Below are 24,905 nucleotides of genomic sequence, written 5' to 3'. Positions count from 1 at the left end.
AAATAGCGATCCTCGCTATGCGCCTTGAATTGTTCAACGATTCCAATCCTTTACCTCCATTTACAGTTCATCGACACGCCCTTCACAGATTCTTGACGCAAGCGCTGCGGTCTCCTTAGCTGAACTTACCAACTGAAGTAAAAATTTCGCGCCGGGCGCTCTGGCGCGCGCCTTCGTGCGCGTTGAACACGCCCTGCGTGCTGGTTTGGGTCGCCCTCTGATGTGTGCCGTACAGCCCGTGACAACAGGCCAGGCCCCTTGGCTGTATTCAATGACAACAGAGGAGAACCGCCATGAACAAGACAGCGCATCCATCACGGATGGAGCAGGTTTTCTACGCGGTTTCCACGTCGCTGCTTCTGGCAACCCCGGTGGAAACTTTTGCTTTCGATCAGCAGGACGACGAACCCTTCGCCAGCCTCTGGCAGCAACCGGCTGCGGCGCAGTTTGCGCTTGATCCGGTCAGCGCCAGCGGCTTGAACATCAATACCCTGAGCGCCCTCTCAGAACGGCTGAGCGAGCGTCAGCAGCGGCCCCGGCCTGACGTGGACGGCAACCAATGGGCGCTGCTTTTTCCCGGCCTGCCGCGCAGCAGCGCCCCAACGCAAAATCAGCTCGAAGCCCGCAGCCAGCAGTTGATCGTCGGCCCTGACCTGCTGGTGCGCGAATCATCCGCCGGCAACCTGCACCGCGCCGGCATCTTCGTCGGCCAGAACAACCTGCAGAGCTCGTTCAACGGCATGCGCCCGCTGCTTGGCGACAAGCAGCGCAATGCAGTCAGCCTCAGCGGCGAAAGCCTGGGCGTGTACTGGAGCATGAGCAATGACAAGGGCTGGCACCTGGATGCCGTGGCCATGGGCACGCGCATCGACGTCAGCGGCCGCAGCGACAGCGGCCAGCGCTTGGACGACAGCGGTCACGCCATGACCTTCTCGGTCGAGGGCGGTTTGCCTATTGGTCTGGGTGGTGGCTGGGTGATCGAGCCGCAGGCGCAGTTGATCAATCAGCAGTTCTTCCCCGGTAGCCAGGCGCAGGAGGCGACGTTGCAGGCGTTCGACAGCCAGCCGAACTGGAGCGGCCGCGTCGGGGCCAAACTGTCGGCCCGCTATGATGTACGCGGAACGCCGGTCGAACCCTACCTGCGGACAAACGTCTGGTACGACTTCAGCAATGCCGATGGCGTGCAGCTGGATCAGGTCGACAAGATTTCCAGCTCGCGCAAGTCGACCACGGTCGAACTTGGCCTGGGGCTGGTGGCGCGGATGACGCCGGATGTGGCGCTGTTCGTCAGCGCCGACTACAGCAGCGACGTCGACGACAATGACCTGAATGGGCTGATTGGCAGCCTGGGTGTGAAAATGCGCTGGTGAACCGACCCGGGCAAGCTGCAGCGAGGCTGCGGCTTGCCCGGACTGGATTCAGTTGGCTGGCTTAAGCACCAATACGCCCAGGGGCGGCAGGTTCAGCGCCAACGACAGCGGCTGCCCATGAGCCGGCAGCGCTTCAGTCGCTACGGCGCCCAGATTGCCGACGTTGGAGCCGGCATACTCCTGTGCGTCGGTGTTGAGCAGCTCTTGCCAGTGCTCGGCAAACGGCACGCCAACCCGGTAGCCCTCACGCGGCACTGGGGTGAAGTTGGCCACCACCAGCAATGGCTCGCCGCTGCTGCTCCAGCGTAACCAGGCAAATACACTGTTCTGCGCGTCGTCGCCGATCAGCCACTGGAAGCCCTGCGGCTGGCAATCCTGCTCGTGCAGCGCCGGCAGTTCGCGGTACAGACGGTTGAGGTCGCCAACCAGCTGTTTGACGCCCTGGTGCTCGGAGTACTGCAGCAGGTACCAGTCCAGCTGCTGGTCGTGGTTCCACTCACGCCACTGGCCAAACTCACAGCCCATGAACAGCAGCTTCTTGCCTGGGTGCATCCACATGAATGCCAGGTAGGCGCGCAGGTTGGCAAACTTCTGCCAGCGGTCACCGGGCATCTTGTCGATCAGCGAATGCTTGCCATGCACCACTTCGTCGTGGGAAATCGGCAGGATGAAATGCTCGGAGTAGGCATAGATCAGGCCGAAGCTCATCTCGTTGTGGTGGTGATTGCGGTGTACCGGGTCGTTCTGGATGTAATGCAGGGTGTCGTGCATCCAGCCCATGTTCCACTTGTAGTCAAAGCCCAGGCCACCCTGCTGGGTCGGTTGGCTGACGCCGGGCCAGGAGGTGGATTCCTCGGCGATAACCAAGGCCCCGGGCGCCTCATGGGCGACCACGCCGTTGAGGTGACGCAGGAAGTCAATGGCCTCCAGGTTCTCGCGGCCGCCATGCCGGTTGGGCACCCACTCGCCGGCCTTGCGCGAATAGTCGCGGTAGAGCATCGAGGCCACGGCATCGACGCGCAGGCCGTCGATATGGAAGTGCTTCAGCCAGTGCAGCGCCGAGGCCATCATGAACCCGCGCACCTCGTTGCGGCCGAGGTTGTAGATCAGCGTGTTCCAGTCCTGATGGAAGCCCTCCAGTGGGTTTTCGTACTCATACAACGCAGTCCCGTCAAAGCGTGCCAGGCCGTGCTCATCGGTCGGGAAATGCGCCGGCACCCAGTCGAGAATCACGCCGATGCCGCCCTGGTGGCAGGCGTCGATGAAGGCGGCAAAATCTTCGGCAGTGCCGTAGCGCGACGTCGGTGCGAACATCGACAGCGGCTGGTATCCCCACGAGCCCCCGAACGGGTGCTCCATGATCGGCAGCATCTCGATGTGGGTGAAACCCAGCTCCTGCACATAGGGCACCAGGCGCTCGGCCAGCTCACGCCAGTTATACAGTCGGGCTACTTCACCGCTGTCATTCAGCTCGCACTGCCACGAGCCTACGTGCAGCTCGTAGATCGACAGCGGCGCGTTGTAGGCATGGCGCTGGGCGCGTTGCTCCATCCAGTCCTGGTCGCGCCATTCGTGGCCCAACGGACCGGCCACTTTCGAGGCAGTGCTGGGCGGCAGCTCGGTGGCGCGTGCCAACGGGTCGGCCTTGAGCGGCAGTACGCCATCCTGGCCGAGCACTTCGAACTTGTAAGTTTCGCCAACGCCCAGGCGCGGCACAAACAACTCCCAGACCCCGGCCCCATGGCGCAGGCGCATCGGGTGGCGGCGGCCGTCCCAGTTGTTGAAATGGCCGACGACCGAGACCCGCTTGGCGTTCGGCGCCCACACCGAGAACAGCACGCCGTCGACGCCGTCGACCTGCATTGGCTGGGCGCCAAAACGCCCGGCCAGGTCACGGTGATTGCCTTCGGCAAACAGGTGCATGTCGATGTCGCCCAGCTGCGGGCCGAAGCTGTACGGGTCTTCGGTGACCTGTTCACCACCGGCCCAGTTGATTGCCAGTTGATAGTCCTGCGGCTGCGCCATGTGGGCGCTGAACAGGCCGGGCACGCTGCCCTGTTGCATCTCGGCAAGCACGCTGCCGTCGCTGCGCGAAATGACTTTGGCGCTCAGCGCGGCCGGTAAAAAAGCACGCACGAACTGGCCGCCCGCACCATCCGGGTGCGGCCCGAGCACGGCAAATGGATCGGCGTGCTCGGCGCGGGCCAGGGCGTCGATGTCCCGTTGCCGAAGGCCGCCGTTGTCACGCTTGATTGCGTTCATTTATGACTCTCCCCAGGTACTGATCAGTCCATGCAGACCATGCAAAGGCACGGCCAGCCAGCTTGGCCGGTTTTCGGCTTCATAAGTAATTTCGTAAGCAGCCTTCTCCAGGCAGAACAGCTCCAGTGCCGCGCGCTCGCCATCGGCCTGCTCCCAGGCGTGGGGCATGGCGGCAGTGGCCAGGCCATAGGCTTCGACGAAGGCGTGACGCGACTGGTGCAGGTACTGCCGGGCGACCCGCTGCCGGGCCTGCCGCGCGGCGTCGGACAGGTCTACTGCCGAGTCGCTGCGCAGAATCATCGCAGCAGCATAGTCGAACGAGCGCAGCACGCCGCTGACATCTTTGTACGGGCTGTGCTTGGCGCGGCGCTCCTGCAGCGGCCGGGCCGGCTCGCCCTCGAAGTCGATCAGGTAAGCGTCGCCCTGCACCACCAGCACCTGGCCCAGATGCAGGTCACCATGCACGCGCATGAGCAAGCCACCCTGGGCCTGTTGAGCCAGCTCCTCGACGCGCTTGGCAAGGCCGTCGCGCTGTTGCTGCAGGTCGTCGACCAAGGCCTGGCTTTCGCTGTCGAGGCTATCGCGGTGCTGCGCCAGCAGGTCCAGCGCGTGGGTCAGTTCGGCGCTGATCTGCTCGCCCCAGCGGGCGCTGTCGTCGGCGCTGCTGGCGCGTGGCGCGAACGCCTCGTCCTCGGTCGGCGTGGCCAGCAGCAGGTGCATTTCACCCAGACGCTGACCGAACAATGCAGCAAAGCCGTTGAGCTCGGTCAGGGCATCGGTGTGCGCTTCAGCGTCAGTACGGGTGGGCTCCATTTCATCGCGGATCGCGCGCTCCAGAGTGTTCTGAGTCCAGGCCCAGGCATCGCCCTGGTTGCTCAGGTAGCCCTGGGCGATCATCAATAGATTTGGCTCTTTCTGCGCATCCACTCGGCTGACCCACGCCAGCAGCGGCGAGATATTGGCAAAGCCGCCAGCGGTCAGGTAGGCGCTCATTTCCAGCTCGGGGTGAATACCCGGATTGACCCGGCGGATCAGCTTGAGTACTACACAATCGCCGATCACCACCGAGCTGTTCGACTGCTCGGCACTCAGGTAGCGCACCGGGCTGTCTTCATCCAGCCCAAGCGGCGCCAGCAGGTCAGTCGCCTGGAAGCGCAACTCGCCATGCTCATAAGGCAACACGGTGCCGTCCTGGCAGTTACGCAGCACCGCACGAATGAACGGCTCGAGCACGAAGGCGTCGGTGATGAGGCCAACCTGACTGCCCCGGCGCACGCGCGACAAGGCTAGTTGCTGCGGCAGCGCGCTGTGGATCTGGTCTTCAGGCAGCAGGCCGAATGGCAATTGATAATGGGTGGTCACGCCATTGCTGAGCACTTCCAGCTCGGCCAGCAACACCGGCGTGGTGGCCGTAGCCAGGCGGACGCCGTAGCTCAGCCGAACCTGGTCAATCGGTGCTTCCTTGCCGGCAAACCAGCGCCGCTTGGGCAGGTATTGCGGCAGTACCGAAGTTTCCAGGGCGTCTCGTGCGGGGGCATCAAGTAGCTCTTCCATACGTTTACGCAGCACCAATGTGGTCAGTTCAGGGAGGCTTTCTGCAGGTTCGGCATGCCAGCTGGGCATGCGCTCGCGCGAGGCGAGGACGAACCAGTAGAAGCCGTAAGGCGCCAAGGTCAACAGGAACGGCAACTGGCCTATCGGCGGGAAGGCACTGCCGCCGAGCATCTCCACCGGCACCCTATCGACGTACTGTGACAGGTCGAGCTCGGCCGCCTGCGCGGCGCGAGAAACGTTGGCCACGCAGAGGATGGTTTCGCTGTTGCCATTGGCATCGGTGTACTCGCGGATGTAAGCCAGAATGCGCCGGTTGCTCGGCGTCAGGGTCTTCATGCTGCCGCGTCCGAAGGCCTTTTGCTGCTTGCGCACGGCGAGCATGCGCCGGTTCCAGTTGAGCAGCGAATGCGGGTCGTGGGCCTGGGCCTCGACGTTGACCGTCTGGTAGCCGTAGAGCGGATCCATCACCGGTGGCAGCACCAGCCGCTGCGGGTCGGCGCGAGAGAAACCACCGTTGCGGTCCGGCGACCACTGCATCGGCGTGCGTACGCCATCGCGGTCGCCCAGGTAGATGTTGTCGCCCATACCCAGCTCATCGCCGTAGTACAGGGTCGGCGTACCGGGCATCGACAGCAACAGGCTGGTCAGCAGTTCGATGCGCCGGCGGTCACGCTGCAGCAGCGGCGCCAGGCGCCGGCGGATGCCCAGGTTGATCCGGGCGCGGCGATCTTCAGCGTAGTAATTCCATAGGTAATCGCGCTCACGGTCAGTGACCATCTCCAGGGTCAGCTCATCGTGGTTACGCAGGAAGATCGCCCACTGGCAGTCCGCCGGGATCTCGGGCGTCTGGCGCAGGATGTCGGTGATCGGGAAGCGGTCTTCCATGGCCAGGGCCATGTACATGCGCGGCATCAGCGGGAAGTGGAACGCCATGTGGCATTCGTCGCCAGTGCCCTCGCCAAAGTACGGCCGGGTGTCTTCCGGCCATTGGTTGGCCTCGGCCAAGAGCATGCGGTCCGGGTAGTTGGCGTCGATCTCGGCACGGATGGCTTTCAGCACTACATGGGTTTCAGCCAGGTTCTCGTTATTGGTGCCATCGCGTTCGATCAGATACGGGATCGCGTCCAGGCGCAGGCCGTCGACGCCGATGTCGAGCCAGTAGCGCATTACATCGATAACGGCCTTGAGCACCTGCGGGTTGTCGAAGTTGAGGTCTGGCTGGTGCGAGTAGAAGCGGTGCCAGAAGTACTGCCCGGCAACCGGGTCCCAGGTCCAGTTGGACTTCTCGGTATCGAGGAAGATGATCCGCGTGCCGTCGTACTTCTGGTCGTCATCCGACCACACGTAGAAGTCCCGCGCCTTGCTGCCACGCTTGGCATGGCGCGCGCGCTGGAACCACGGGTGCTGGTCGGAGGTGTGGTTGATGACCAGCTCGGTGATCACCCGCAAGCCGCGCTTGTGCGCCTCGGCGATGAAGCGCTTGGCATCGGCCATGCTGCCGTAGTCCGGGTGCACCGCCTTGTACTCGGCAATGTCATAGCCGTCATCACGCCGCGGCGACGGGTAGAACGGCAGCAGCCACAGCGTGTTGACGCCCAGCTCGGCGATGTAGTCGAGCTTGCTGATCAGCCCGGCAAAATCACCGATGCCATCATTGTTGGCGTCGAAAAACGACTTGATGTGCAACTGATAGATCACCGCATCCTTGTACCAGAGCGGGTCGTCGATAAAAGCTGCCGGGCGTGAACGCTTGGCCATGTGCGACTCCTGTACGAGATCAAGGCTACTGCGCGGCGCTGATACGCCAGATACCAAACGGCTGATAACTCGGGTCGATGCGCATCCACTGGGTCTTGCCGTGCCAGGTCCAGCGGTGGCCGTTCATCAAGTCCTCGCCGTAGGTGTCGGCGTTGTCATCCAGGCCCAGCTCCCACAGTGGTAGTTCAAAGTTCGCCTCCTGGACGTTGTCCGGGTCCAGGTTGATCGCGATCAGAATGTAGTTTTCGCGGTCGGCAGTGCGCTTGGCGAAGTACAGGATGTTGTCGTTCCAGCAGTTGAAGAACGCCACGCCCAGGTGCGTCTGCAAGGCAGGGTTTTGCCGGCGGATGCGGTTGAGCTGGGCGATCTCGGCAATGATGTTGCCGGGCGCGGTGAAGTCGCGTGGGCGGATCTCGTACTTCTCCGAATCGAGGTATTCCTCCTTGCCCGGAATCGCCGCCGCTTCGCACAGTTCAAAGCCTGAGTACATGCCCCACAGCCCTGAGCCCATGGTCGCCAGCGCGGCGCGAATCAGAAAGCCGGCACGGCCTGAGCGCTGCAGGAAGAATGGGTTGATGTCCGGCGTGTTGACGAAGAAATTCGGCCGGTAGCAGTGGCTCCATGGCGGCTGGTTCAGTGTCTCGAAGTACTCCTGCAGCTCCTGCTTGCTGTTGCGCCAGGTGAAGTAGGTGTAGCTCTGCGCATAGCCGACCTTGCCCAACCGGGCCATCATCGCGGGTTTGGTGAAGGCCTCGGCAAGAAACAATACGTCAGGGTACTGGCTACGCACATTGGCGATCAGCCATTGCCAGAACGGCAGCGGTTTGGTGTGCGGGTTGTCGACGCGGAAGGTCTTGACCCCCTCCTCGACCCAGCCGATGACCACATCGCGCAGCGCCAGCCACAGCGAGGGCACGGCGTCGGCGGCATAAAAGTCGACGTTGACGATGTCCTGGTATTTCTTCGGTGGGTTTTCCGCATAGCGGATGGTGCCGCCCGGGCGCCAGCTGAACCAACCGGGGTGCTCGACCAGCCAGGGGTGGTCTTGTGAGCACTGAATGGCGAAGTCGAGGGCGATTTCCAGGCCGTGCTCGGCGGCTGCAGCCACCAGCCGGCGGAAGTCTTCGCGGCTGCCCAGCTGCGGGTGAATGGCGTCATGACCGCCATCGGCACTACCGATCGCATACGGGCTGCCCGGGTCATCAGGGCCGGCCTGCAGTGAGTTGTTGGGGCCTTTGCGGTGGCTGCGGCCAATCGGGTGAATCGGCGGGAAGTACAGCACATCAAAGCCCATGTCACGGATCATCGGCAGGCGCGCATGGACGTCGTTGAAAGTGCCGTGGCGCGCGGGGTCGTCGGTGATCGAGCGCGGGAACAGCTCATACCAACTGGCGAACTGCGCCGCCGGGCGATCGACGTCCAGAGGGAATTCGATACTGCGGGTCAGGTAGCTGCGGTGCTCGGCCTCGGCCATCAGGCGCGCCGCATCTTCGCCGAGCAGCAATGCAACCTGGGCTTGCTCATCGAGCTCGGCCAGACGCGATTGCAGCGTCAGAATCTGCTCGCGCAAGGCGCCGTCCGTGCGCTCGGCGCCCTTGCCCAACAGCAGGCGGCCCTCCTCCAACTCCAGCTTGATCTCGACCGCAGCGTTGAATTTCTTTTCCAGGTCGTAGCAGTAGGTGGCGTACGGATCGATCCAGGCTTCGATGATGAACAGGTGCAGGCCCAATCCAGTCGGGGTGAATTGCCCAAGCCACAGATCATTGCCGGCGTCCTCCATCGGCACACTGTGCCACTCGCGGCTGCGCGCTTCACGCCAGTGCAGCAGCACCATCAGCCGATCATGGCCGTCGCTGTAGACTTTGCTGCTGACCATCACCGGCTGGCCGCTGATGGCCTTGGCGGCAAAGGTGCCGCCGTCGAGTACCGGTGCGGTGTCTTCAATGACCAGACGCGGCGCCAGCAACGCCTGGGCCAGGCTGATCGCCTGATCCGGGTGGTCATTGGCCATGGGCACGCTTTCGAAGGGCTCGTTGCGAGACATCGGACCTTGCTCCCTGTGGGCTTGAGGCGGTAAGGGTTCAGAGCCGTCGAACGCGTGGGGGGTTCAAAAAAAAATGAGCAAATGGCGCAGGCGTGGTTCAAAGCCTTTGCATCCCTCATTTACCCAGCGAGGTCAGGCCATGAACATTCCAATCCCGGCGGAGACACCCGATCCGAACATCGACGATCCAAGCTTGCCGCCGCCGGTGCCGCAGGATGATCCCGATGAGTTGCCGATCAAGCCGACCATGCCGCCTACGGTGGGCGATCCGCCGAGTGAGGAACCGCCGGTCAAGGTTTGAGCATAGTCAACAGGCGCGCTGAGCCTGTTTATGTTTGTTGTGGTGTGATATCCCGAGGGCCGCTTTGCGGCCCTTTTTGATGGCTCAGATGCTTGGAAAGCCTCCACAGGCAGACTAACGTTTACGTAAAGGTGATGCCGTGATTGACAGCCCTTGGCCGCAGGTTTACGTTAACGTCAACCCACACCACACCGTGTAGGAGCGGCCTTGTGTCGCGAAAGGGCTGCGTAGCGGCCCCAGATTGCAGCCTCGCCGCCGAGATTGCTGGGCCCGCTTTGCGGGCCTTTCACGACACAAGGCCGCTCCTGCACAGGGCGTGATGGTTTCAAGAACAATAAAGGTACCCAAGCATGCATTACCCCAGCCTGAACTTCGCCCTCGGCGAGACCATCGACATGCTTCGCGACCAGGTCCGCGCCTTCGTCGCCGCCGAACTGGCCCCGCGCGCGGCACAGATCGACCAGGACAACCTGTTCCCTGCCGACATGTGGCGCAAGTTCGGCGACATGGGCCTGCTCGGTATCACCGTGCCGGAAGAATACGGCGGCGCCGGCCTGGGCTATCTGGCCCACGTCGTGGCGATGGAAGAAATCAGCCGCGGCTCGGCTTCGGTGGCCCTCTCCTACGGCGCCCACTCCAACCTCTGCGTCAACCAGATCAACCGCAACGGCAGCCACGCGCAAAAGCTCAAGTACCTGCCCAAACTGCTCAGCGGCGAGCATGTCGGTGCCTTGGCGATGAGTGAGCCGAATGCCGGTTCCGACGTGGTGTCGATGAAGCTGCGCGCCGAACAGCGCGGCGATCACTACGTACTCAACGGCAGCAAGACCTGGATCACCAATGGCCCGGATGCCAACACCTACGTGATCTACGCCAAGACCGACCTGGACAAGGGTGCCCATGGCATCAGCGCGTTCATCGTCGAGCGCGACTGGAAGGGCTTCTCGCGCAGCAGCAAATTCGACAAGCTGGGCATGCGCGGCTCCAACACCTGCGAGCTGTTCTTCGACAACGTCGAAGTGCCGGCGGAGAACATTCTCGGCCAGCTCAATGGCGGCGTGCGCGTGTTGATGAGCGGCCTCGACTACGAGCGCGTAGTGCTCTCCGGCGGCCCGACCGGGATCATGCAGGCCTGCATGGACCTGGTGGTGCCGTATATCCATGACCGCAAGCAGTTCGGCCAGAGCATCGGCGAGTTCCAGCTGATCCAGGGCAAGATCGCCGACATGTACACCCAGCTCAATGCCAGCCGGGCGTATCTATATGCTGTGGCGCAGGCCTGCGACCGTGGCGAGACCACGCGCAAGGACGCCGCCGGGGTGATCCTCTACAGCGCCGAGCGCGCCACGCAGATGGCGCTGGAGGCGATCCAGATTCTGGGCGGCAACGGCTATATCAACGAGTTCCCGGCAGGCCGCCTGCTGCGCGATGCCAAGCTCTATGAAATCGGCGCCGGCACCAGCGAGATCCGCCGGATGTTGATCGGCCGCGAACTGTTCAACGAAACCCGCTGAGCACAAGGACCCGCGCCCATGGCTATTCTGCACACCCAGATCAACCCGCGCTCTGCCGAGTTTGCCGACAACAGCGCGGCCATGCTCGAACAGGTTCAGGCGCTGCGCAGCCTGCTCGCCCAGATCAGCCAGGGCGGCGGCGCCAAGGCCCAGGAGCGGCACACCGCGCGGGGCAAGCTGTTGCCGCGCGAGCGTATCGACCGCCTGCTCGACGCTGGCTCAGCGTTTCTTGAAATCGGTCAATTGGCCGCTTACGAGGTGTACGGCGAAGACGTGCCCGCCGCTGGCGTGATCGCCGGCATCGGTCGGGTCGAGGGCGTCGAGTGCATGATCGTGACCAACGATGCCACGGTCAAAGGCGGCTCGTATTATCCGCTGACGGTGAAAAAACACCTGCGCGCGCAGACCATCGCCCTGCAGAACCGCCTGCCATGCATCTATCTGGTCGACTCCGGCGGCGCCAACCTGCCGCGCCAGGATGAGGTGTTCCCGGACCGCGAACACTTCGGTCGGATCTTCTTCAACCAAGCCAACATGAGCGCCCTGGGCATCCCCCAGATCGCCGTAGTGATGGGCTCGTGCACCGCCGGCGGCGCCTACGTGCCGGCGATGGCTGACGAGGCGATCATGGTCCGCCAGCAGGCGACGATCTTTCTCGCCGGGCCGCCGCTGGTCAAAGCCGCCACCGGCGAAGTAGTGACCGCAGAGGAACTGGGCGGTGCCGACGTGCACTGCCGCATCAGTGGCGTTGCCGACCACTACGCCGACAACGACGAACACGCACTGGCCCTGGCCCGGCGCAGCGTGGCCAACCTCAACTGGCACAAGCTCGGCCGTCTGCAATGCCGCGCACCGGTTGCGCCGTTGTATAGCGCAGACGAGCTGTATGGCGTGGTGCCGGCCGACGCCAAGCAACCGTTCGATGTGCGCGAGGTAATTGCGCGGCTGGTCGACGGCTCGGTCTTCGATGAATTCAAGGCGCTGTTCGGCACCACCCTGGTGTGCGGCTTCGCCCATCTGCACGGCTACCCGGTGGCGATCCTGGGCAACAACGGCATCTTGTTTGCCGAGGCCGCGCAAAAAGGCGCGCACTTCATCGAACTGGCCTGTCAGCGCGGCATCCCGCTGCTGTTTCTGCAGAACATCACCGGCTTTATGGTCGGCAAGAAGTACGAAGAAGGCGGCATCGCCAAGCACGGCGCCAAGCTGGTGACGGCGGTGGCCTGCGCCCAGGTGCCGAAATTCACCGTGATCATCGGCGGCAGCTTTGGCGCTGGCAACTACGGCATGTGCGGCCGCGCCTATGACCCGCGCATGCTGTGGATGTGGCCCAACGCACGGATTGGTGTGATGGGCGCCGAACAGGCGGCCGGGGTGTTGGTCCAGGTCAAGCGCGAGCAGAGCGAACGCGCCGGTGCGGTGTTCAGCAGTGCCGACGAAGCCGCACTCAAGCAGCCGATTCTTGACCAGTACGAGCGCCAGAGCCATCCCTACTATTCCAGCGCGCGGCTGTGGGACGACGGCGTCATCGACCCAGCGCAAACCCGAGATGTCCTGGGCCTGGCGTTGTCTGCCGCACTCAATGCACCGATCGAACAGAGCCGTTTCGGCATCTTCCGGATGTGACCCAATGAGCGACTACAGCACCCTTGAACTGATCAAGGACCCACGCGGCTTCGCCACCCTGTGGCTGAACCGGGCCGACAAGAACAACGCCTTCAACGCGCAGATGATCCGCGAACTGATCGTCGCCGTTGACCGCCTCGGCGCCGACCCAAGCTTGCGCTTCGTGCTGCTGCGCGGCCGTGGCCGGCACTTCAGCGCCGGCGCCGACCTGGCCTGGATGCAGCAATCGGCGCAGCTCGACTTCAATACCAATCTGGACGACGCCCACCAACTGGGCGACCTGATGTACAACCTGTACAACCTCAAGCTGCCTACCCTGGCCGTGGTGCAAGGTGCCGCTTTTGGTGGCGCCCTGGGTCTGATCAGTTGCTGCGACATGGCCATCGGCAGTGAGGATGCGCAGTTCTGCCTGTCGGAAGTGCGCATCGGCCTGGCACCGGCGGTGATCAGCCCATTCGTGGTCAAGGCCATCGGCGAGCGTGCCACTCGCCGTTATGCGCTGACAGCCGAACGCTTCAGTGGCGTGCGTGCGCAGCAGCTGGGATTGCTGGCTGAAGCCTACCCAGCGGAACAACTCGATCAGCAGGTCGAGGCCTGGGTCGACAATCTGCTGCTCAACAGCCCGCAGGCACTGCGCGCCAGCAAGGACCTGCTGCGTGAGGTCGGCCACGGCGAGCTGACTCCGGCAGTACGCCGTTATTGTGAAAACAGCATTGCCCGCATCCGCGTCAGCGCCGAGGGCCAGGAGGGCCTGCGCGCCTTCCTCGACAAGCGCCGCCCCGCCTGGCAACCCACCGACAAGGAAGCACGCCCATGAGCCACGCCACCCTGACTACCTTGCTGGTTGCCAACCGCGGCGAAATCGCCTGTCGGGTGATGCGCACCGCCAAAGCCATGGGCCTGACCAGTGTCGCCGTGCACAGCGCCATCGACCGCGACGCATTGCACGCCCGCGAGGCCGATATCCGCGTTGATCTGGGGGGCAGCAAGGCTGCCGAGAGCTATCTCGATATCACTAAACTGCTGGCAGCAGCCAAAGCCAGCGGCGCCCAGGCGATCCACCCAGGCTACGGCTTTTTGTCGGAGAACGCCGGCTTTGCCCGAGCCATCGAGCAGGCCGGGCTGATCTTCCTTGGCCCACCGGCCAGCGCCATCGACGCCATGGGCAGCAAGTCGGCGGCCAAGGCGCTGATGGAGGCCGCGGGCGTGCCATTGGTGCCCGGCTACCACGGCGCTGCGCAAGATCTGCAGACCTTCCGCGAAGCCGCCGAGCGCATCGGCTACCCGGTGTTGCTCAAGGCCAGTGCCGGCGGCGGCGGCAAGGGCATGAAGGTCGTGGAAGAGGTCAGCCAGTTGGCCGATGCGCTGGCCTCGGCTCAGCGTGAAGCGCAGGCCTCGTTCGGCAATGCGCAGATGCTGGTGGAGAAGTACCTGCTCAAGCCGCGCCACGTCGAGATCCAGGTGTTTGCCGACCAGCACGGCAACTGCCTGTACCTGAACGAGCGCGACTGCTCGATCCAGCGCCGCCATCAGAAGGTCGTCGAGGAAGCGCCAGCGCCCGGCTTGGCGCCGGAGCTACGCAAAGCCATGGGTGAAGCGGCCGTGCGCGCTGCACAGGCAATTGGCTATGTCGGCGCCGGCACGGTCGAGTTTCTGCTCGATGCCCGCGGCGAGTTCTTCTTCATGGAGATGAATACCCGGCTGCAGGTCGAGCACCCGGTCACCGAGGCGATTACCGGGCTCGATCTGGTCGCCTGGCAGATCCGCGTGGCCCGCGGCGAACCGCTGCCGATCACGCAGGCGCAGGTGCCGCTGCGCGGCCACGCGATTGAAGTGCGGTTGTATGCCGAAGACCCGGCCAACGAGTTTCTGCCAGCCACCGGGCGCCTGACGCTGTACCGCGAGTCGGCGCCGGGCGAAGGCCGCCGGGTCGACAGCGGCGTCAGTGAAGGGGACCAGGTGTCCCCGTTCTATGACCCGATGCTGGGCAAGCTGATTGCCTGGGGTGAAGACCGCGAGCAGGCGCGTCTACGTTTGTTGGCGATGCTCGACGAATTCGCTATTGGCGGAGTCAAGACCAATATCGCCTTCCTGCGGCGGATCCTGGCGCACCCGGCGTTCGCTGCGGCCGAGCTGGATACCGGCTTCATCCCCCGGCATCAGCAGGCATTGCTGCCGGCAGCTGGTGAGCTGCCCGCGCAGTTCTGGGAAGCCGCAGCACAGGCCTGGCTGCAGAGCGAAGCCACGCGGGTTCGTGAAGATGATGCCGACTCACCGTGGGCGGCACGCACTGGCCTGCGCCTGGGCCTGCCTAGCCAGAGCAGCGTCCACCTGCACAGCGGCGGGCAGGCTCAAGCGGTGACGCTGCAGGCCAGCGCGCCGTCGACCCTGCGCCTTGAGGGGGAGCAGTTGTGCCAGGATCTGGACGGCGTGCGCCGGCGCCATCTGGCGATTCGTCGTGGCGCCACCCTGTACCTGCACTGGGACGGCGACATGCATGCCGTCAGCGCCTACGACCCGATTGCCGAAGCCGAGGCCAGCAACAGCCAGCACGGTGGGCTGAGTGCGCCCATGAACGGCAGCATCGTGCGGGTGCTCGTCGCGCCTGGACAGGCGGTCGAGGCCGGCACTGCGCTGGTGGTGCTGGAGGCCATGAAGATGGAGCACAGCATCCGCGCCGCCCAGGCGGGTACGGTCAAAGCGCTGCTGTGCGAAGAAGGTGACATGGTCGCTGAGGGCGCGGTACTGGTCGAGCTGGAGTAACGTCTGTGCGTGCTCCGTGGCCCGCTTTGCGGCGCCACGGAGCACGCCGATCAGAAGATGCCGTGCACGCGCACCACGACACCAAGGAATTCACAGCCCTCCTCGCACACCAGCGTTGGGTAGCTGCCATTTAGCGCCTTCAGGTAGCGTTGGCCACCCTCTTCCGTCAGCTGGCGGAAGATCGCCGATTTGCCAGGTTGGCGGGCCACAACCAAACGCCCTGGCTCCACGGCAACGCCACTGTCAACCAGCACCAGCATGCCCTCGGCAACGCTCTTGCCACTGACTGCGCTCATCGCATCGTTTTCTACCGGTAGCCACCAGGCGTTGCCCTTGGCCAGATAGTCGGTCTGCTCGAACACAGCAGGTTCGGCTGCCACCTCGCTGCCCAGTGCATCCCACGCCAGCAGCGGGTAACGAAAGCACACTATGTATTTGGTCCAGTCTTCATCTTCGACGCTGTCGTCGACGGCATAGCGCACGCGCTCTTCACCGATCTGCCCGGCCACCTGCAACTGCAGGCTGACGTGGTAGTGCGGCATGCCCAGTTCGACGAACACCTTGTTCATCGAATCGACCCGTGGTTGACGGCGTTTGCACAGCCAGTGGCCAATACTGCCCTGGGACACGCCAACGCGTTCGGCGAGCAGTTCCTGCGAGATGTCGAGCTCCTCCATCCGGTCACGGATGAGGGCAATCCATTTATCCATATTCATCGCTGGCACGATACGGACTGCCTCTAGGCGCTCAATACACATAAGGTAGTATTTCCTTGAAAGCACACAAATACATTAGGTATTAGAATCAGGCAGAGTCCTTCCCACAGCGCCGTTCCCGGTATCAGGATGAAACCCCATGAAAAAAGACGAAACAGATCTGGACAGTGAAGCTGCGCGCCGCGCGCTCGACTACTACCTCAACCCCACCCCGCCGCGGCCCAACCTGGACAACAAGGTGTGGACCTTGCAGCCCGGGGTTTCCATTGGCGAAGCCCATGACCATGCGCTGGCCCTGCTGCGCTGCGCGGCGGCAACGGCCCATGAAACCGCCACCCACCAGGACGGCATGACCCGCGAGGTGACACTGGCGCTGATGCATATGGTGAACATGGCAAGGTCACTGCTCGAGCACAAAAAGGCAGTGATGACGGACGATAGATAAGAGAAGAACGTGAAGCCAGGTAACGGCAATGGCCCCGATTGCCGGGACAGGATGAGGAGTGCAGGTAATTTTTTTACCGATTTCAACAAATATCGTTTGACTGGCAAATGATAACGATTATTATTGCACTCAGCAGGTCGCGAGACCCGCTGGATAACCTGGAGACCTTAGGTCGGACTCTCAGATTATCTCCTCATCAGGCTAATCACGGTTTTTGACCCGGCTTTTTGCCGGGTCTTTTTTTTGGTCTTCAGGCTAATGAAGATGGGTACCGCTTGATGGCCGCGATCATAGCAAAAGTGTTTCTACAGGTGAATGGATGTAACAGCCTTTTACGCAAACAGCACTTGAGAATCAATCTCGTTACGATTAAGCTGTTCGCGCATCAGGGAAGATGCCCCCACCCCTACACCTGAGCAAGGAGCCACCCATGACCCGCCTACTGCCCCTTGAACAGCACCTGCACAGCCAAACCGATGAAGACGCCTTGCTGCACCGTCTGCGCCGTCTACCGCGGCGGGTGCAACAAGTGTTTCTGCTCAGCCGCCTCGAACAATTGCCGTTCGCCGCCATCGCCGAGCGCCTCGATCTCAGCGTACACGCCGTCGAACGCCACATGCATCAAGCGTTGCAGGGCACTCAGGCTCGGTCTGACAGCTTTGCCAGCGCCGCCGGCCATTGGTATGTGCGCCTGCAAAACCCACAGGTCAGTGCCAGCGAGCGGATCGACTTCCGCCGCTGGCTGGACGCCGCCGACGAGCACTTGCAGGCCTTCCACCAGACCGAACTGCACTGGCGCCGCCTGCTCGCCCCGGCACGGCAACTGGGGCAAGACGGTTGGTACCGGCATGGTCAGGCAGCGCTGTCACTGGGCGGTTGCTCGATCGCGGCCGGCCTGGGCCTGGCCGCCCTGCTGGCGATGGCGTACTGGGTGTGAGTAAATCCAGCCCTTGAGCCAAGCGCGGCCTGGCTGCGTTGCCGAGCAATGCCGACACTCGATGAAACACCCCCTGCCAACCGGCAACACATTTGCAGTCCCAACCGGCGCTGCGAGCGGTGTAGAGTAACCGTCACAAAAAAGCCACAGGAGCCTGGCAATGACCGTGACGTCGCCCGCTGTAACCATCGACTGCGCTTTCGATTCCGGCAATATTCAGGTGCTCGACGCCAGCAATCCAGAGCAGGTGCATCTGGCCATTCGCCCGGACAGCCACAGTGGCCACTTCCAGTGGTTTCACTTCAAGGTAGATGGCCTGACGCCTGGCCACACTCACCGGTTCAGCCTCGACAACGCCAGCCAGTCTTCCTATCCCAATGCCTGGAGCGGTTATCAGGCCGTGGCCTCGTATGATCAGCAGGTGTGGTTCCGCGTCCCCAGCCGCTTCGACGGCGAGGCCCTGCACTTTGAGTTGCAGGCTACCCAGCCGCAGGCCTGGTTCGCCTACTTCGAGCCCTACTCGCGTGCCCGCCACAATCAATTGATCGACCGCGCCCAGCAGTTGCCGGGAGTCGAGTTGCTGGCCCATGGACGCAGCGTGCAGGGCCGTGATATCCCCCTGTTGCGCGCTGGTGACGGTGCGCCCGGCAAGCGCAAGCTCTGGCTGATCGCCCAGCAGCACCCGGGCGAGCACATGGCCGAGTGGTTCATGGAGGGCGTGATCGAACGCCTCGAAGCCAACGATACGCAGATTCAGGCATTGCTCGCTCAAGCCGACTTGTACCTGATCCCGAACATGAACCCGGACGGCGCCTTCCTCGGCCATCTGCGTACCAACTTCAAGGGCCAGGATCTGAACCGTGCCTGGCAGTCAGCCAGTGTCGACACCAGCCCCGAGGTGCTGTTTGCCCAGGCACAGATGAAGCAATACGGCGTCGATGCATTTATCGACGTGCACGGTGACGAAGAGATCCCCCACGTGTTCACCGCCGCCTGCGAAGGCAACCCAGGCTACACCCCGCGCCTGGCGAAACTCGAGGAGCAGTTCCGCAGCACCTTGGGCAGCATCACCGCAGACTTTCAGACCACCCACGGCTATACCCGCGACCAGCCTGCTCAGGCCAACATGACCCTGGCCTGCAACGCGGTCGGGCAACAGTACGACTGCCTCTCACTGACCCTGGAGATGCCCTTCAAGGACCACGACGACGCGCCCAATGTGCAGACGGGCTGGTCTGGACAGCGCTCGAAGGACTTGGCCGGTGCGGTACTGGAGACGTTGGCGAAAATCGCGCGTGATCTACGCTAGCTAGAACTGCACATCCAGAATCACGCTGTCGCTGTAGGTCGCAGCCGGCGGCGTCGGCTGATCGCTGTAGACCCGCGCGTTGTAGTTGAAAATCTGGCTACCGGTGCCAGTGCCTGCGCCCGGGTTGACGTTGGCATCGGTACTGGCACGCCTTGCTGTATTCAGCGAGCCCCAGCGCTCGCTGCCGGCGCTCTTGAAAATGTCATAGGCCAGATAGTTATTGGCCGGTGATTTCATCCGCCGACGGCCGCCAGCCGGGTTTACCCCATCATCCAGGCCAACGGTGTAGTTGCTGCCCTTGGTGCAGGAGATGTTGATGCTTTGATTGACCGTGGTAAACGCACTGACCACCGGCGCACTGTTGAAGACAATGTTCGGGGTGGTGATCTGGCAGTCATTGCTTACCGTCAGGCTGACGTTGAGGGTGCGGCTGCCATTGCCCTTGTCGCGGCCCAGGCAAATCGTGCCGGCACTGATGCCAGAGCAGTAGTCCCAGGCCCAGGCGATGGTCAGGGTTTCCTGGTACACGCCCGCAGCAACGTTGGCACCCAGGTTGGTCTTCACATACAGCGGCACGGTCTTGGGTGTGGTGCCATTGAGCAGGCCAAGCAGGTCGAGGATGCCATTGCGGGCGAAGTCGAACGCCACGCCACGGGTGATCGGAAAGCTCGTGCTGTTGTTGGCATACAAGGTGTAAGGGATCACATCACCGGTTGGCCCAACCAGCCCGCTGGTGCTGGAGGTGATGGTTGCGTAGAAGTGATCGCCCGAACTCAGCAGACTGAGCAAAGAACCGGTGCACTGCAAACCGGCATTGGTGCTCGAGGCGCTTTGCACAGTGCCGCGCACCAGGGTCGAATTGACCGTGCCGAAGCTCGCCGGCAGGGTATCGACCATATTGCACAGGCCCCAGGCCGGCGCCGCCATCACCGTCGCGAGCAGCGCCACTGCCCCTGCAGAGCGGTTCATTGACACACCAACGGACCAATCAACGGCACCGGCCCCTGCCCTTCCGGCAGATCAAAGGCCACCTGGCACTGGCCGCCCTCGGCCAGCTCGACCTGCAGGGTGTTGTGCGCCGAGAGGTTCTCCAGATACACCAGGCCGTCCCAGCCGACCACCGCCAGGCTGCCGCTCTGCTGATGGGTCACCCGGCTACCCAGCTTGAGGTTGTTCTGCTGCGCGTCAACCAGCACGATGCTCGCCGCCAGCACCCGCTTAAGCGGGAACTCCAGCAAGTAGCCGCTACCCCGGCGCACGGCGACCCGCTGCTCGACCTGCGGTGCCAGCACATCGGCCGACAGCTCCATTGGATCGATCTCATACTTGCCGCGGTAGTAACCGCTGCTGTAAGGCACCAACAAGTGGCCATTGCGGTCAGTGCGGCCGACCAGCTGATTCTCGTAGCGCACCGGGACATCGGCGTAACCGTCGGTACTGACAACTACAAAGGCATCGTCAATCCGGTTGGCGGCAAACAGGCCGGCGTCCATCCATACCAGCGAACCGCTGGCGTCGGCCCAGCGGGTCATGGCGTCACTACTGCCATAGGTGCCAGCCTGCAACTGCACCGACTGCAGGCGCCAGGTCGCGTCAGCCTGGCGATAGGCTTCGCGGTCGCCATCGGCATAACCGAGATTGAAACCGACACCGCCACCCACCGGTACGGCGCGGCTGTAGTTAACCCGCTGCTGGCGGCTGCCATCCTGGCTGCGCTCCATGCTCAGGGCCAGGTTGCCATGCAGGTCGAACGGGATCACCAGCTGCGCCTGCATGGCCCACTGGCTTTCGCCGATCTCGCGGTTGGCCGACAGGTACAAGCTGCTATTGCCCCACAACGAGCGGCTCCAGCTCAGGTTGAGCAGACGGGTACGCGAGCCGTCTGCGGCCTGCACATCGAAATAGCCGGCACCGAGGCTGCCATAGCGCTCAAGGTTCAGACTCAGGGTGACCTGTTCACTTCGCTTGGACAGCTGCGTATAGGGCGTGTCGACCCGCGACAGGTCGGCGTAGTCGCCATGGCGCTGCAGGCGCTGGTAACTGAAACCGAGGCGCTGGCTGTTGTATTGATACCCCAGTGCAACCTGCTGGCCCTGCTCGCCGTCGAAACGGCTTTGCGCCAACGCCGCATTGAGCACGCCAAAATTGCCCAGCCGTAGATTGCCACCCAGGCCGCCGAGGGCGAGGGTCTCGGCGGTCTCCAGATGGCCCTCGAGGGTAAAGCTGTCGCTGACACCGTGGCGCAGGCTGGCGCTGGCAACGCCTGTGCCGTAGCCAAAATCACGTACGCCGTAGTCGCGGCGCAGGCTGCCGGCCGCCAGGGAAAAGTCGCTCAGGCCTTTACCCAGCAGGCTGCTGGTGACGTAGAACGGCAGCGTGGTAGACACCTGGCGGCCGAGGGCGTCGGTGGTCACCACCACCGCTTCGCCGGCACCGTTGATGAACGGCACGTTGGTCAGGGTGTATGGCCCGGGTTGCAGGTCGGTGGTGCTCGCCTTGTAGCCGTTGATGAACAGGTCCAGCGACGTCGGTACCGCCGCCTCGCCGGCAAAGGCCGGCAGCGGATAGGTGACCAGGTCCGGGCGGGCGGCAAAATCACGCGAAAGCTGCAGGCCGCCGAGCCGCACCGAGCTGGTCCAGGGCAAGGCGCCGGTGACCAGGTCACCGGCCTCGATGGTCAGCAGGCGTTGCTCGTCGGTATAGCGCCAGGTAGTGTCGTAGCGCAGAAATCCCTGACGGGTATCGGCCTGCGGTGCGCTGTTGAAGGCCTGGCGCCACTGGCCGGTGGTGCTGAACGTGCCCCAGCTGTCGAACAGACGCAGCTCGTTCCAGGCGGCCAGGTAGGTGCCGCTCTCATCAGTGTCATTCAGGTAGACGTCGTAGTTGAGCAGCGCGCCGAAGCTGCTGCGGGCGTCGCTGGCCGAGTACAGGCCGCGCTCGCCAACCCGCTGCAGCGGCAACCAGGCAGCGGGTACCTGCAACAGCAGGCGCTGGTTGGCGCTGTCGTAGTCGGCATGCAGGTCGGCATAAGCATCCAGCGCCACCTCACCCTGAGTAACCCCCGGCAGGCTGATGCCCGCTGCAGTGAGCACCTCACTGGCGATAAACAAGCGTCCGGCGCGTTGCTGCACGGGCACCAGCTCAGCCCTGGGCATTTGGTTCACCAGCAGGTCGAGGTACAGCGTGGCATCGGTGACCGCGCTGCTCTCGCTCGGTGGCGGCGGCAGGCCGTTGGCCAGCGCCAGCTGTGGCCCCAGCAGCAAGCCCAGGCACACCTGATGGGCCATCCACGACAGCCATTTCACACACGGCTTCCAGCCATTGTCGGGTCCTCCGTGGCCCCTGACGTCGATTCATCGAAGTTTCACTTGCCCGGGCTGATGGCCTGGGCCACGTCCTGTCCGTTGACCCGGCCCTTGAGCACACTCGCTGCGGTGGGGACTGCGGGCACTGGCCAACGCATGCTGGCGCCGGGCAGCACATAGCCAAGCAGGCCTTCAACCACCGGCTTGTCCTGGCCGGCCTGCTGCAGCACTACGTCGGTCAGGCGCGCGTGGACCGGGCCGCTGTTGCGCAGCTCGACGTAGGGCTTGCCCTGCACATTGACCGCGCGCCAGCTCAGCTGCGGCTTGCCGACTCCATCGGCGCTGCGCTTGCCTTCCGGGTCGGGTTTGCCCCACAGGCCTTCGCCATACACGAACAACGGCACCGAGTAGCGCATCTGCAGGCGGATCGCCGCAGTTGGTGCCTGAGTACTGGCATCGACCGGCAAGGGTGAGGGGATTTCGTCGATGATGATGCGGTAGGCCTGCTCCTGACCGGCCGGCGAGCTGCCGGTACGGGTCAGCCGGATCAGCTGCTTTTGCCCCGGCCCGATATTCGCCACCGGCGGGCTGCCGATAATCTCGCGCTGGGCCTGGAACTGCTCCTCAAAGCCGCCCTGGCGCCAGGCAAATACACGCACCTGCAGGTTGGCCGGCGTAGTGCCGCGGTTTTCCAGCCACAGCGCCCCCGCCTTCTGATCTGCCTCCAGCACCGGGTCAATTGGCCAGATCAGCACCGAGGTTGCCGCCGCCGCTGGCTGACTGGCCAGCAGCAAGCCAACGACTATTGCTTGCGCCCACTTCGCGCCTGCCCCCATGCCATTCTCCTTGGTTTGTTGTGTTGATCCCTGCGTTCACCAGGTCACCGTGACCTGCACCACATCGGTATAGGTACCTGCCGGCAATGTCCCCGGCAGCTGCGTGCGACCGTAAACCGGCAGCTTGATCGCCGTCGGGTCGCTGTAGCTGACCGACGTCACCTGGCCGATTGCAAGGCTCTGACTGAAGCCGGCGTCGCGATACAGCTGGTAGGCGAGCAGTTGCGTACCACCGCTGCGCTTCAGGTTGCGGGTCCCGCCGCTGTTGTTCTGGCCACCGTCCAAGGCCATGCTCAATGCCACCCCCGGCGTGCACTGAAAGCTCACCGTGCTGCCACCCAGCGCTGCGCTGACGCTGGCCTTGGACAGGGCTGATTGCGTGCCGAAGTCGAGGCTGCCGTAAGCGCTCACCCCGCCCACCACCAGGCAGCCGGCCACGACCTGCGCGCTGACCTGAAAGGTACTGGTGGTCGCTGCATCCAACGGCAACGCCAGCACCAGGCCCAGCCCCGCCGTGGTTGCGCGAACCCAGCGATTCATGGCTCAGAACGTCAGCTCGACGGCAACCGTGTCGGTGTAGGTGCCCGCCGGCAGGCCAGCCTTGCCCTTGGCCTGGCCGTACAGGTTGACGGTCTGGGCAGCGCCGGTACTGGTCGGCACGGCGATGCTGCCGTCGATGGCCAGCGGCACGGTGTGTCCGGCATCGGTATAGAAGTCATACGGCACGAAGTTGCCATTGCCGTCGGCCAGCGCCCGCGTCCCTCCCGTCGACAAGCCATCATGAGCGCCGGCGCGCACGCGAATTGACGCCCCGGTGCCATTCGAGCAGAGGATGCTCATGGCGCCGCCACCCGGGCCCATGACCTGGGCATTGGCGGTACCGAACAAGGCGTCCTGAGTACCGAAGTTGAGGTTACCGAAGTTGACCCCGGAGGTACCGGCACTGCCGTTGACCTGGCAGGCGGCGATCAGGGTCAGGGTCGAGTTGATGGTCCCGGTCACGGTGGCTGCCTGAGCCTGGGACGCCAGCGCCAGGGCGAGCCCGGCGAGTACTGAGCAGGTGAGGTGTGTGCGCATCGGATTCTCCTTGGGTGTTACCAGTCCAGGGTCACGCTGAGGGTGTCGCGGTAAAGCCCGGCGGGCAGCGCGCGCGGCTGCGCGATGACCACGCCGTAGATCGGAATCGGGATCTGCTGGCTGCTGTTGACGGTGAAGGTGCGCGCCTGGCCTACCGGGTAACGGCTGTTGCCGCTGGGATCGACCGCCAGTTGGTAAGGGATCATCTCGCGACCGTTGCTCAGCCGGCGCACCCCATCGCCACCGTTCTGGCCAGCATTGATGCGCACGCTGAAGGCGCGCACCGACGGCGTGCAACTGATCTGCAGGCCACCATCGCCTGCGATTTCGTCGACCTTGCCCTGCAACGGCTCCTGCCAGCTCGGCCCGCGCGAACCAAAGTCCATGACCCCTGGCGTACCCAGCGTCGCCGGTGGCTGGTCGCTGCTGATCTGGCACGCGGCACGGATCACCAGGCGCGCTTCGATAACCCCGGTGGTGCTGCCATGCACGGCGCCTGGCAGCAGCAGCGGGCCCAGGCTCAGGAGCAGAATGCTGGTGCGACTCATGACGTAGCCTCCTTGCTCATGGCGATGCCCCTACCAGGTGACCGTGACTTTCAACAAGTCGGCGTACAGGCCAGGCCGTGGCACCCAGGCCAGGCTGTCGATGCGCGCATACAGCGGCAATTCGACCGAGCCACTGTCTGGCACCCGCGCCGATTGTGCGCTGCCAACACTCAGCGGCTGGCGCCAGCCTGCGTCGCTGTAAAGCCGATAGGGAATGGGCCTGGCTTGCGCATCCGCGCTGGCCAGGAAGCGCAGCTCGCCTACGCCGCCATGCAGACCGCCGTCGACGCGGATTTGATAAGGCGTGTCCGGGTTGCATTCGAGCCGTGGTGGCCGAGGGCTGAGCAGCACGCCAGTCAGCGGCGCTGCGGCGCCGTCAAGGCGTGCTGCGCTGCCCAGGTCGATCTGGCCCAATGCTTGCGCCGCCGCATCGCGGGGTTGGTTGACCAGCATGCAACCACGCTCGACCTGCACCCGCACCTCGACCAGAAAGTCCGCCGCCAGGCTGTTCACGCTCAACAACAGCCCCGACCACATGGC

General features: G+C 63.7%; 20 protein-coding genes. 9 read left to right on the top strand and 11 right to left on the bottom strand.

Going from position 1 to position 24,905, the window contains the following annotated elements:
• The first annotated feature begins 293 nt into the window (after positions 1–293).
• Positions 294–1,370: an autotransporter domain-containing protein gene (locus ACIOAU_RS13620; protein WP_401182504.1), complete on the top strand. Its 1,077-nt coding sequence runs from the start codon at positions 294–296 to the stop codon at positions 1,368–1,370.
• Positions 1,371–1,418: 48 nt separating this feature from the next.
• Here the strand turns inward: ACIOAU_RS13620 and glgB are convergent, their stop codons facing one another.
• From glgB to ACIOAU_RS13605, 3 genes are read right to left on the bottom strand one after another with little or no spacing between them, the layout of a single operon-like run.
• Entirely contained in the window at positions 1,419–3,632 is a 2,214-nt protein-coding gene (gene glgB / locus ACIOAU_RS13615; RefSeq protein WP_188036332.1) for a 1,4-alpha-glucan branching protein GlgB, read from the bottom strand.
• Positions 3,633–6,944, bottom strand: coding sequence for a maltose alpha-D-glucosyltransferase (gene treS / locus ACIOAU_RS13610; RefSeq protein ID WP_101320932.1), 3,312 nt, complete (start codon positions 6,942–6,944; stop codon positions 3,633–3,635). It lies immediately after the preceding gene.
• Positions 6,945–6,969: 25 nt separating this feature from the next.
• Positions 6,970–8,988, bottom strand: a complete 2,019-nt coding sequence (locus ACIOAU_RS13605) for an alpha-1,4-glucan--maltose-1-phosphate maltosyltransferase (RefSeq protein WP_401182500.1) — start codon at positions 8,986–8,988, stop codon at positions 6,970–6,972.
• 139 nt (positions 8,989–9,127) lie between these two features.
• Here ACIOAU_RS13605 and ACIOAU_RS13600 point away from each other — a divergent pair, with 139 nt between their 5' ends.
• The 5 genes from ACIOAU_RS13600 to ACIOAU_RS13580 all read left to right on the top strand — a co-directional run bounded on the left by ACIOAU_RS13600 (position 9,128) and on the right by ACIOAU_RS13580 (position 15,192).
• Positions 9,128–9,289 carry a hypothetical protein gene (locus ACIOAU_RS13600; RefSeq protein WP_181003808.1) on the top strand — a complete coding sequence of 54 codons (162 nt, stop codon included), beginning with the start codon at positions 9,128–9,130 and terminating at the stop codon, positions 9,287–9,289.
• Between the two features lie 350 nt (positions 9,290–9,639).
• Positions 9,640–10,803, top strand: a complete 1,164-nt coding sequence (locus ACIOAU_RS13595; RefSeq protein WP_101320936.1) for an isovaleryl-CoA dehydrogenase — start codon at positions 9,640–9,642, stop codon at positions 10,801–10,803.
• Between the two features lie 18 nt (positions 10,804–10,821).
• The gene (locus tag ACIOAU_RS13590) at positions 10,822–12,429 is read left to right on the top strand and encodes a carboxyl transferase domain-containing protein (RefSeq protein WP_401182497.1); all 1,608 of its coding nucleotides are present in this window, start codon (positions 10,822–10,824) and stop codon (positions 12,427–12,429) included.
• 4 nt (positions 12,430–12,433) lie between these two features.
• On the top strand, positions 12,434–13,246 hold the full coding sequence (locus tag ACIOAU_RS13585) for a gamma-carboxygeranoyl-CoA hydratase (RefSeq protein WP_101320941.1): 813 nt from the start codon (positions 12,434–12,436) through the stop codon (positions 13,244–13,246).
• Positions 13,243–15,192 (top strand): acetyl/propionyl/methylcrotonyl-CoA carboxylase subunit alpha, encoded by a 1,950-nt coding sequence (locus tag ACIOAU_RS13580; protein WP_401182494.1) that lies wholly within the window; start codon positions 13,243–13,245, stop codon positions 15,190–15,192. Before ACIOAU_RS13585 ends, ACIOAU_RS13580 begins: the two co-directional genes overlap by 4 nt.
• Positions 15,193–15,242: 50 nt before the next feature.
• On the opposite strand, the gene ACIOAU_RS13575 is transcribed toward ACIOAU_RS13580, so the two are convergent.
• Positions 15,243–15,950: a LexA family transcriptional regulator gene (locus tag ACIOAU_RS13575; protein ID WP_101320946.1), complete on the bottom strand. Its 708-nt coding sequence runs from the start codon at positions 15,948–15,950 to the stop codon at positions 15,243–15,245.
• Positions 15,951–16,047: 97 nt separating this feature from the next.
• Here ACIOAU_RS13575 and ACIOAU_RS13570 point away from each other — a divergent pair, with 97 nt between their 5' ends.
• From ACIOAU_RS13570 to ACIOAU_RS13560, 3 genes are all read left to right on the top strand, one after another.
• Positions 16,048–16,353 carry a DUF6124 family protein gene (locus tag ACIOAU_RS13570; RefSeq protein WP_101320948.1) on the top strand — a complete coding sequence of 102 codons (306 nt, stop codon included), beginning with the start codon at positions 16,048–16,050 and terminating at the stop codon, positions 16,351–16,353.
• Between the two features lie 430 nt (positions 16,354–16,783).
• Positions 16,784–17,290 carry a sigma factor-like helix-turn-helix DNA-binding protein gene (locus tag ACIOAU_RS13565; protein ID WP_401182490.1) on the top strand — a complete coding sequence of 169 codons (507 nt, stop codon included), beginning with the start codon at positions 16,784–16,786 and terminating at the stop codon, positions 17,288–17,290.
• Between the two features lie 160 nt (positions 17,291–17,450).
• Positions 17,451–18,599, top strand: coding sequence for a carboxypeptidase family protein (locus tag ACIOAU_RS13560; RefSeq protein ID WP_188036340.1), 1,149 nt, complete (start codon positions 17,451–17,453; stop codon positions 18,597–18,599).
• On the opposite strand, the gene ACIOAU_RS13555 is transcribed toward ACIOAU_RS13560, so the two are convergent.
• From ACIOAU_RS13555 to ACIOAU_RS13525, 7 genes are all read right to left on the bottom strand, one after another.
• Complete coding sequence (locus ACIOAU_RS13555; protein ID WP_401182488.1) at positions 18,600–19,568, bottom strand: spore coat protein U domain-containing protein; 969 nt, start codon at positions 19,566–19,568, stop codon at positions 18,600–18,602. It abuts the gene before it with no gap.
• Entirely contained in the window at positions 19,565–21,886 is a 2,322-nt protein-coding gene (locus ACIOAU_RS13550; RefSeq protein WP_401182562.1) for a fimbria/pilus outer membrane usher protein, read from the bottom strand. Before ACIOAU_RS13550 ends, ACIOAU_RS13555 begins: the two co-directional genes overlap by 4 nt.
• A gap of 77 nt (positions 21,887–21,963) precedes the next feature.
• A complete protein-coding gene (locus ACIOAU_RS13545) occupies positions 21,964–22,740 on the bottom strand; it encodes a molecular chaperone (protein ID WP_401182485.1) in 777 nt (258 codons plus the stop codon).
• A gap of 36 nt (positions 22,741–22,776) precedes the next feature.
• Positions 22,777–23,280: a spore coat U domain-containing protein gene (locus ACIOAU_RS13540; protein ID WP_150569860.1), complete on the bottom strand. Its 504-nt coding sequence runs from the start codon at positions 23,278–23,280 to the stop codon at positions 22,777–22,779.
• Between the two features lie 3 nt (positions 23,281–23,283).
• Positions 23,284–23,817: a spore coat U domain-containing protein gene (locus ACIOAU_RS13535; protein ID WP_103437931.1), complete on the bottom strand. Its 534-nt coding sequence runs from the start codon at positions 23,815–23,817 to the stop codon at positions 23,284–23,286.
• 17 nt (positions 23,818–23,834) lie between these two features.
• The gene (locus ACIOAU_RS13530) at positions 23,835–24,365 is read right to left on the bottom strand and encodes a spore coat U domain-containing protein (RefSeq protein ID WP_101320964.1); all 531 of its coding nucleotides are present in this window, start codon (positions 24,363–24,365) and stop codon (positions 23,835–23,837) included.
• A gap of 30 nt (positions 24,366–24,395) precedes the next feature.
• Complete coding sequence (locus ACIOAU_RS13525) at positions 24,396–24,902, bottom strand: spore coat U domain-containing protein (protein ID WP_188036386.1); 507 nt, start codon at positions 24,900–24,902, stop codon at positions 24,396–24,398.
• Positions 24,903–24,905: the final 3 nt, after the last annotated feature.

The organism is Pseudomonas sp. NPDC088322, from assembly GCF_044740745.1.
Taxonomy (GTDB): domain Bacteria; phylum Pseudomonadota; class Gammaproteobacteria; order Pseudomonadales; family Pseudomonadaceae; genus Aquipseudomonas; species Aquipseudomonas shirazensis.
The sequence above is the reverse complement of the archived record's forward strand: the minus strand, read 5'-3'. Positions and strand labels throughout refer to the sequence as shown.

What these genes read in the sequence shown, in the direction of transcription:
- ACIOAU_RS13620 (WP_401182504.1), top strand. Translation starts at nt 294, where the DNA reads ATGAACAAGACAGCGCATCCATCACGGATGGAGCAGGTTTTCTACGCG.
- glgB (WP_188036332.1), bottom strand. Translation starts at nt 3,632, where the DNA reads ATGAACGCAATCAAGCGTGACAACGGCGGCCTTCGGCAACGGGACATC.
- treS (WP_101320932.1), bottom strand. Translation starts at nt 6,944, where the DNA reads ATGGCCAAGCGTTCACGCCCGGCAGCTTTTATCGACGACCCGCTCTGG.
- ACIOAU_RS13605 (WP_401182500.1), bottom strand. Translation starts at nt 8,988, where the DNA reads ATGTCTCGCAACGAGCCCTTCGAAAGCGTGCCCATGGCCAATGACCAC.
- ACIOAU_RS13600 (WP_181003808.1), top strand. Translation starts at nt 9,128, where the DNA reads ATGAACATTCCAATCCCGGCGGAGACACCCGATCCGAACATCGACGAT.
- ACIOAU_RS13595 (WP_101320936.1), top strand. Translation starts at nt 9,640, where the DNA reads ATGCATTACCCCAGCCTGAACTTCGCCCTCGGCGAGACCATCGACATG.
- ACIOAU_RS13590 (WP_401182497.1), top strand. Translation starts at nt 10,822, where the DNA reads ATGGCTATTCTGCACACCCAGATCAACCCGCGCTCTGCCGAGTTTGCC.
- ACIOAU_RS13585 (WP_101320941.1), top strand. Translation starts at nt 12,434, where the DNA reads ATGAGCGACTACAGCACCCTTGAACTGATCAAGGACCCACGCGGCTTC.
- ACIOAU_RS13580 (WP_401182494.1), top strand. Translation starts at nt 13,243, where the DNA reads ATGAGCCACGCCACCCTGACTACCTTGCTGGTTGCCAACCGCGGCGAA.
- ACIOAU_RS13575 (WP_101320946.1), bottom strand. Translation starts at nt 15,950, where the DNA reads ATGTGTATTGAGCGCCTAGAGGCAGTCCGTATCGTGCCAGCGATGAAT.
- ACIOAU_RS13570 (WP_101320948.1), top strand. Translation starts at nt 16,048, where the DNA reads ATGAAAAAAGACGAAACAGATCTGGACAGTGAAGCTGCGCGCCGCGCG.
- ACIOAU_RS13565 (WP_401182490.1), top strand. Translation starts at nt 16,784, where the DNA reads ATGACCCGCCTACTGCCCCTTGAACAGCACCTGCACAGCCAAACCGAT.
- ACIOAU_RS13560 (WP_188036340.1), top strand. Translation starts at nt 17,451, where the DNA reads ATGACCGTGACGTCGCCCGCTGTAACCATCGACTGCGCTTTCGATTCC.
- ACIOAU_RS13555 (WP_401182488.1), bottom strand. Translation starts at nt 19,568, where the DNA reads ATGAACCGCTCTGCAGGGGCAGTGGCGCTGCTCGCGACGGTGATGGCG.
- ACIOAU_RS13550 (WP_401182562.1), bottom strand. Translation starts at nt 21,886, where the DNA reads ATGGCCCATCAGGTGTGCCTGGGCTTGCTGCTGGGGCCACAGCTGGCG.
- ACIOAU_RS13545 (WP_401182485.1), bottom strand. Translation starts at nt 22,740, where the DNA reads ATGGGGGCAGGCGCGAAGTGGGCGCAAGCAATAGTCGTTGGCTTGCTG.
- ACIOAU_RS13540 (WP_150569860.1), bottom strand. Translation starts at nt 23,280, where the DNA reads ATGAATCGCTGGGTTCGCGCAACCACGGCGGGGCTGGGCCTGGTGCTG.
- ACIOAU_RS13535 (WP_103437931.1), bottom strand. Translation starts at nt 23,817, where the DNA reads ATGCGCACACACCTCACCTGCTCAGTACTCGCCGGGCTCGCCCTGGCG.
- ACIOAU_RS13530 (WP_101320964.1), bottom strand. Translation starts at nt 24,365, where the DNA reads ATGAGTCGCACCAGCATTCTGCTCCTGAGCCTGGGCCCGCTGCTGCTG.
- ACIOAU_RS13525 (WP_188036386.1), bottom strand. Translation starts at nt 24,902, where the DNA reads ATGTGGTCGGGGCTGTTGTTGAGCGTGAACAGCCTGGCGGCGGACTTT.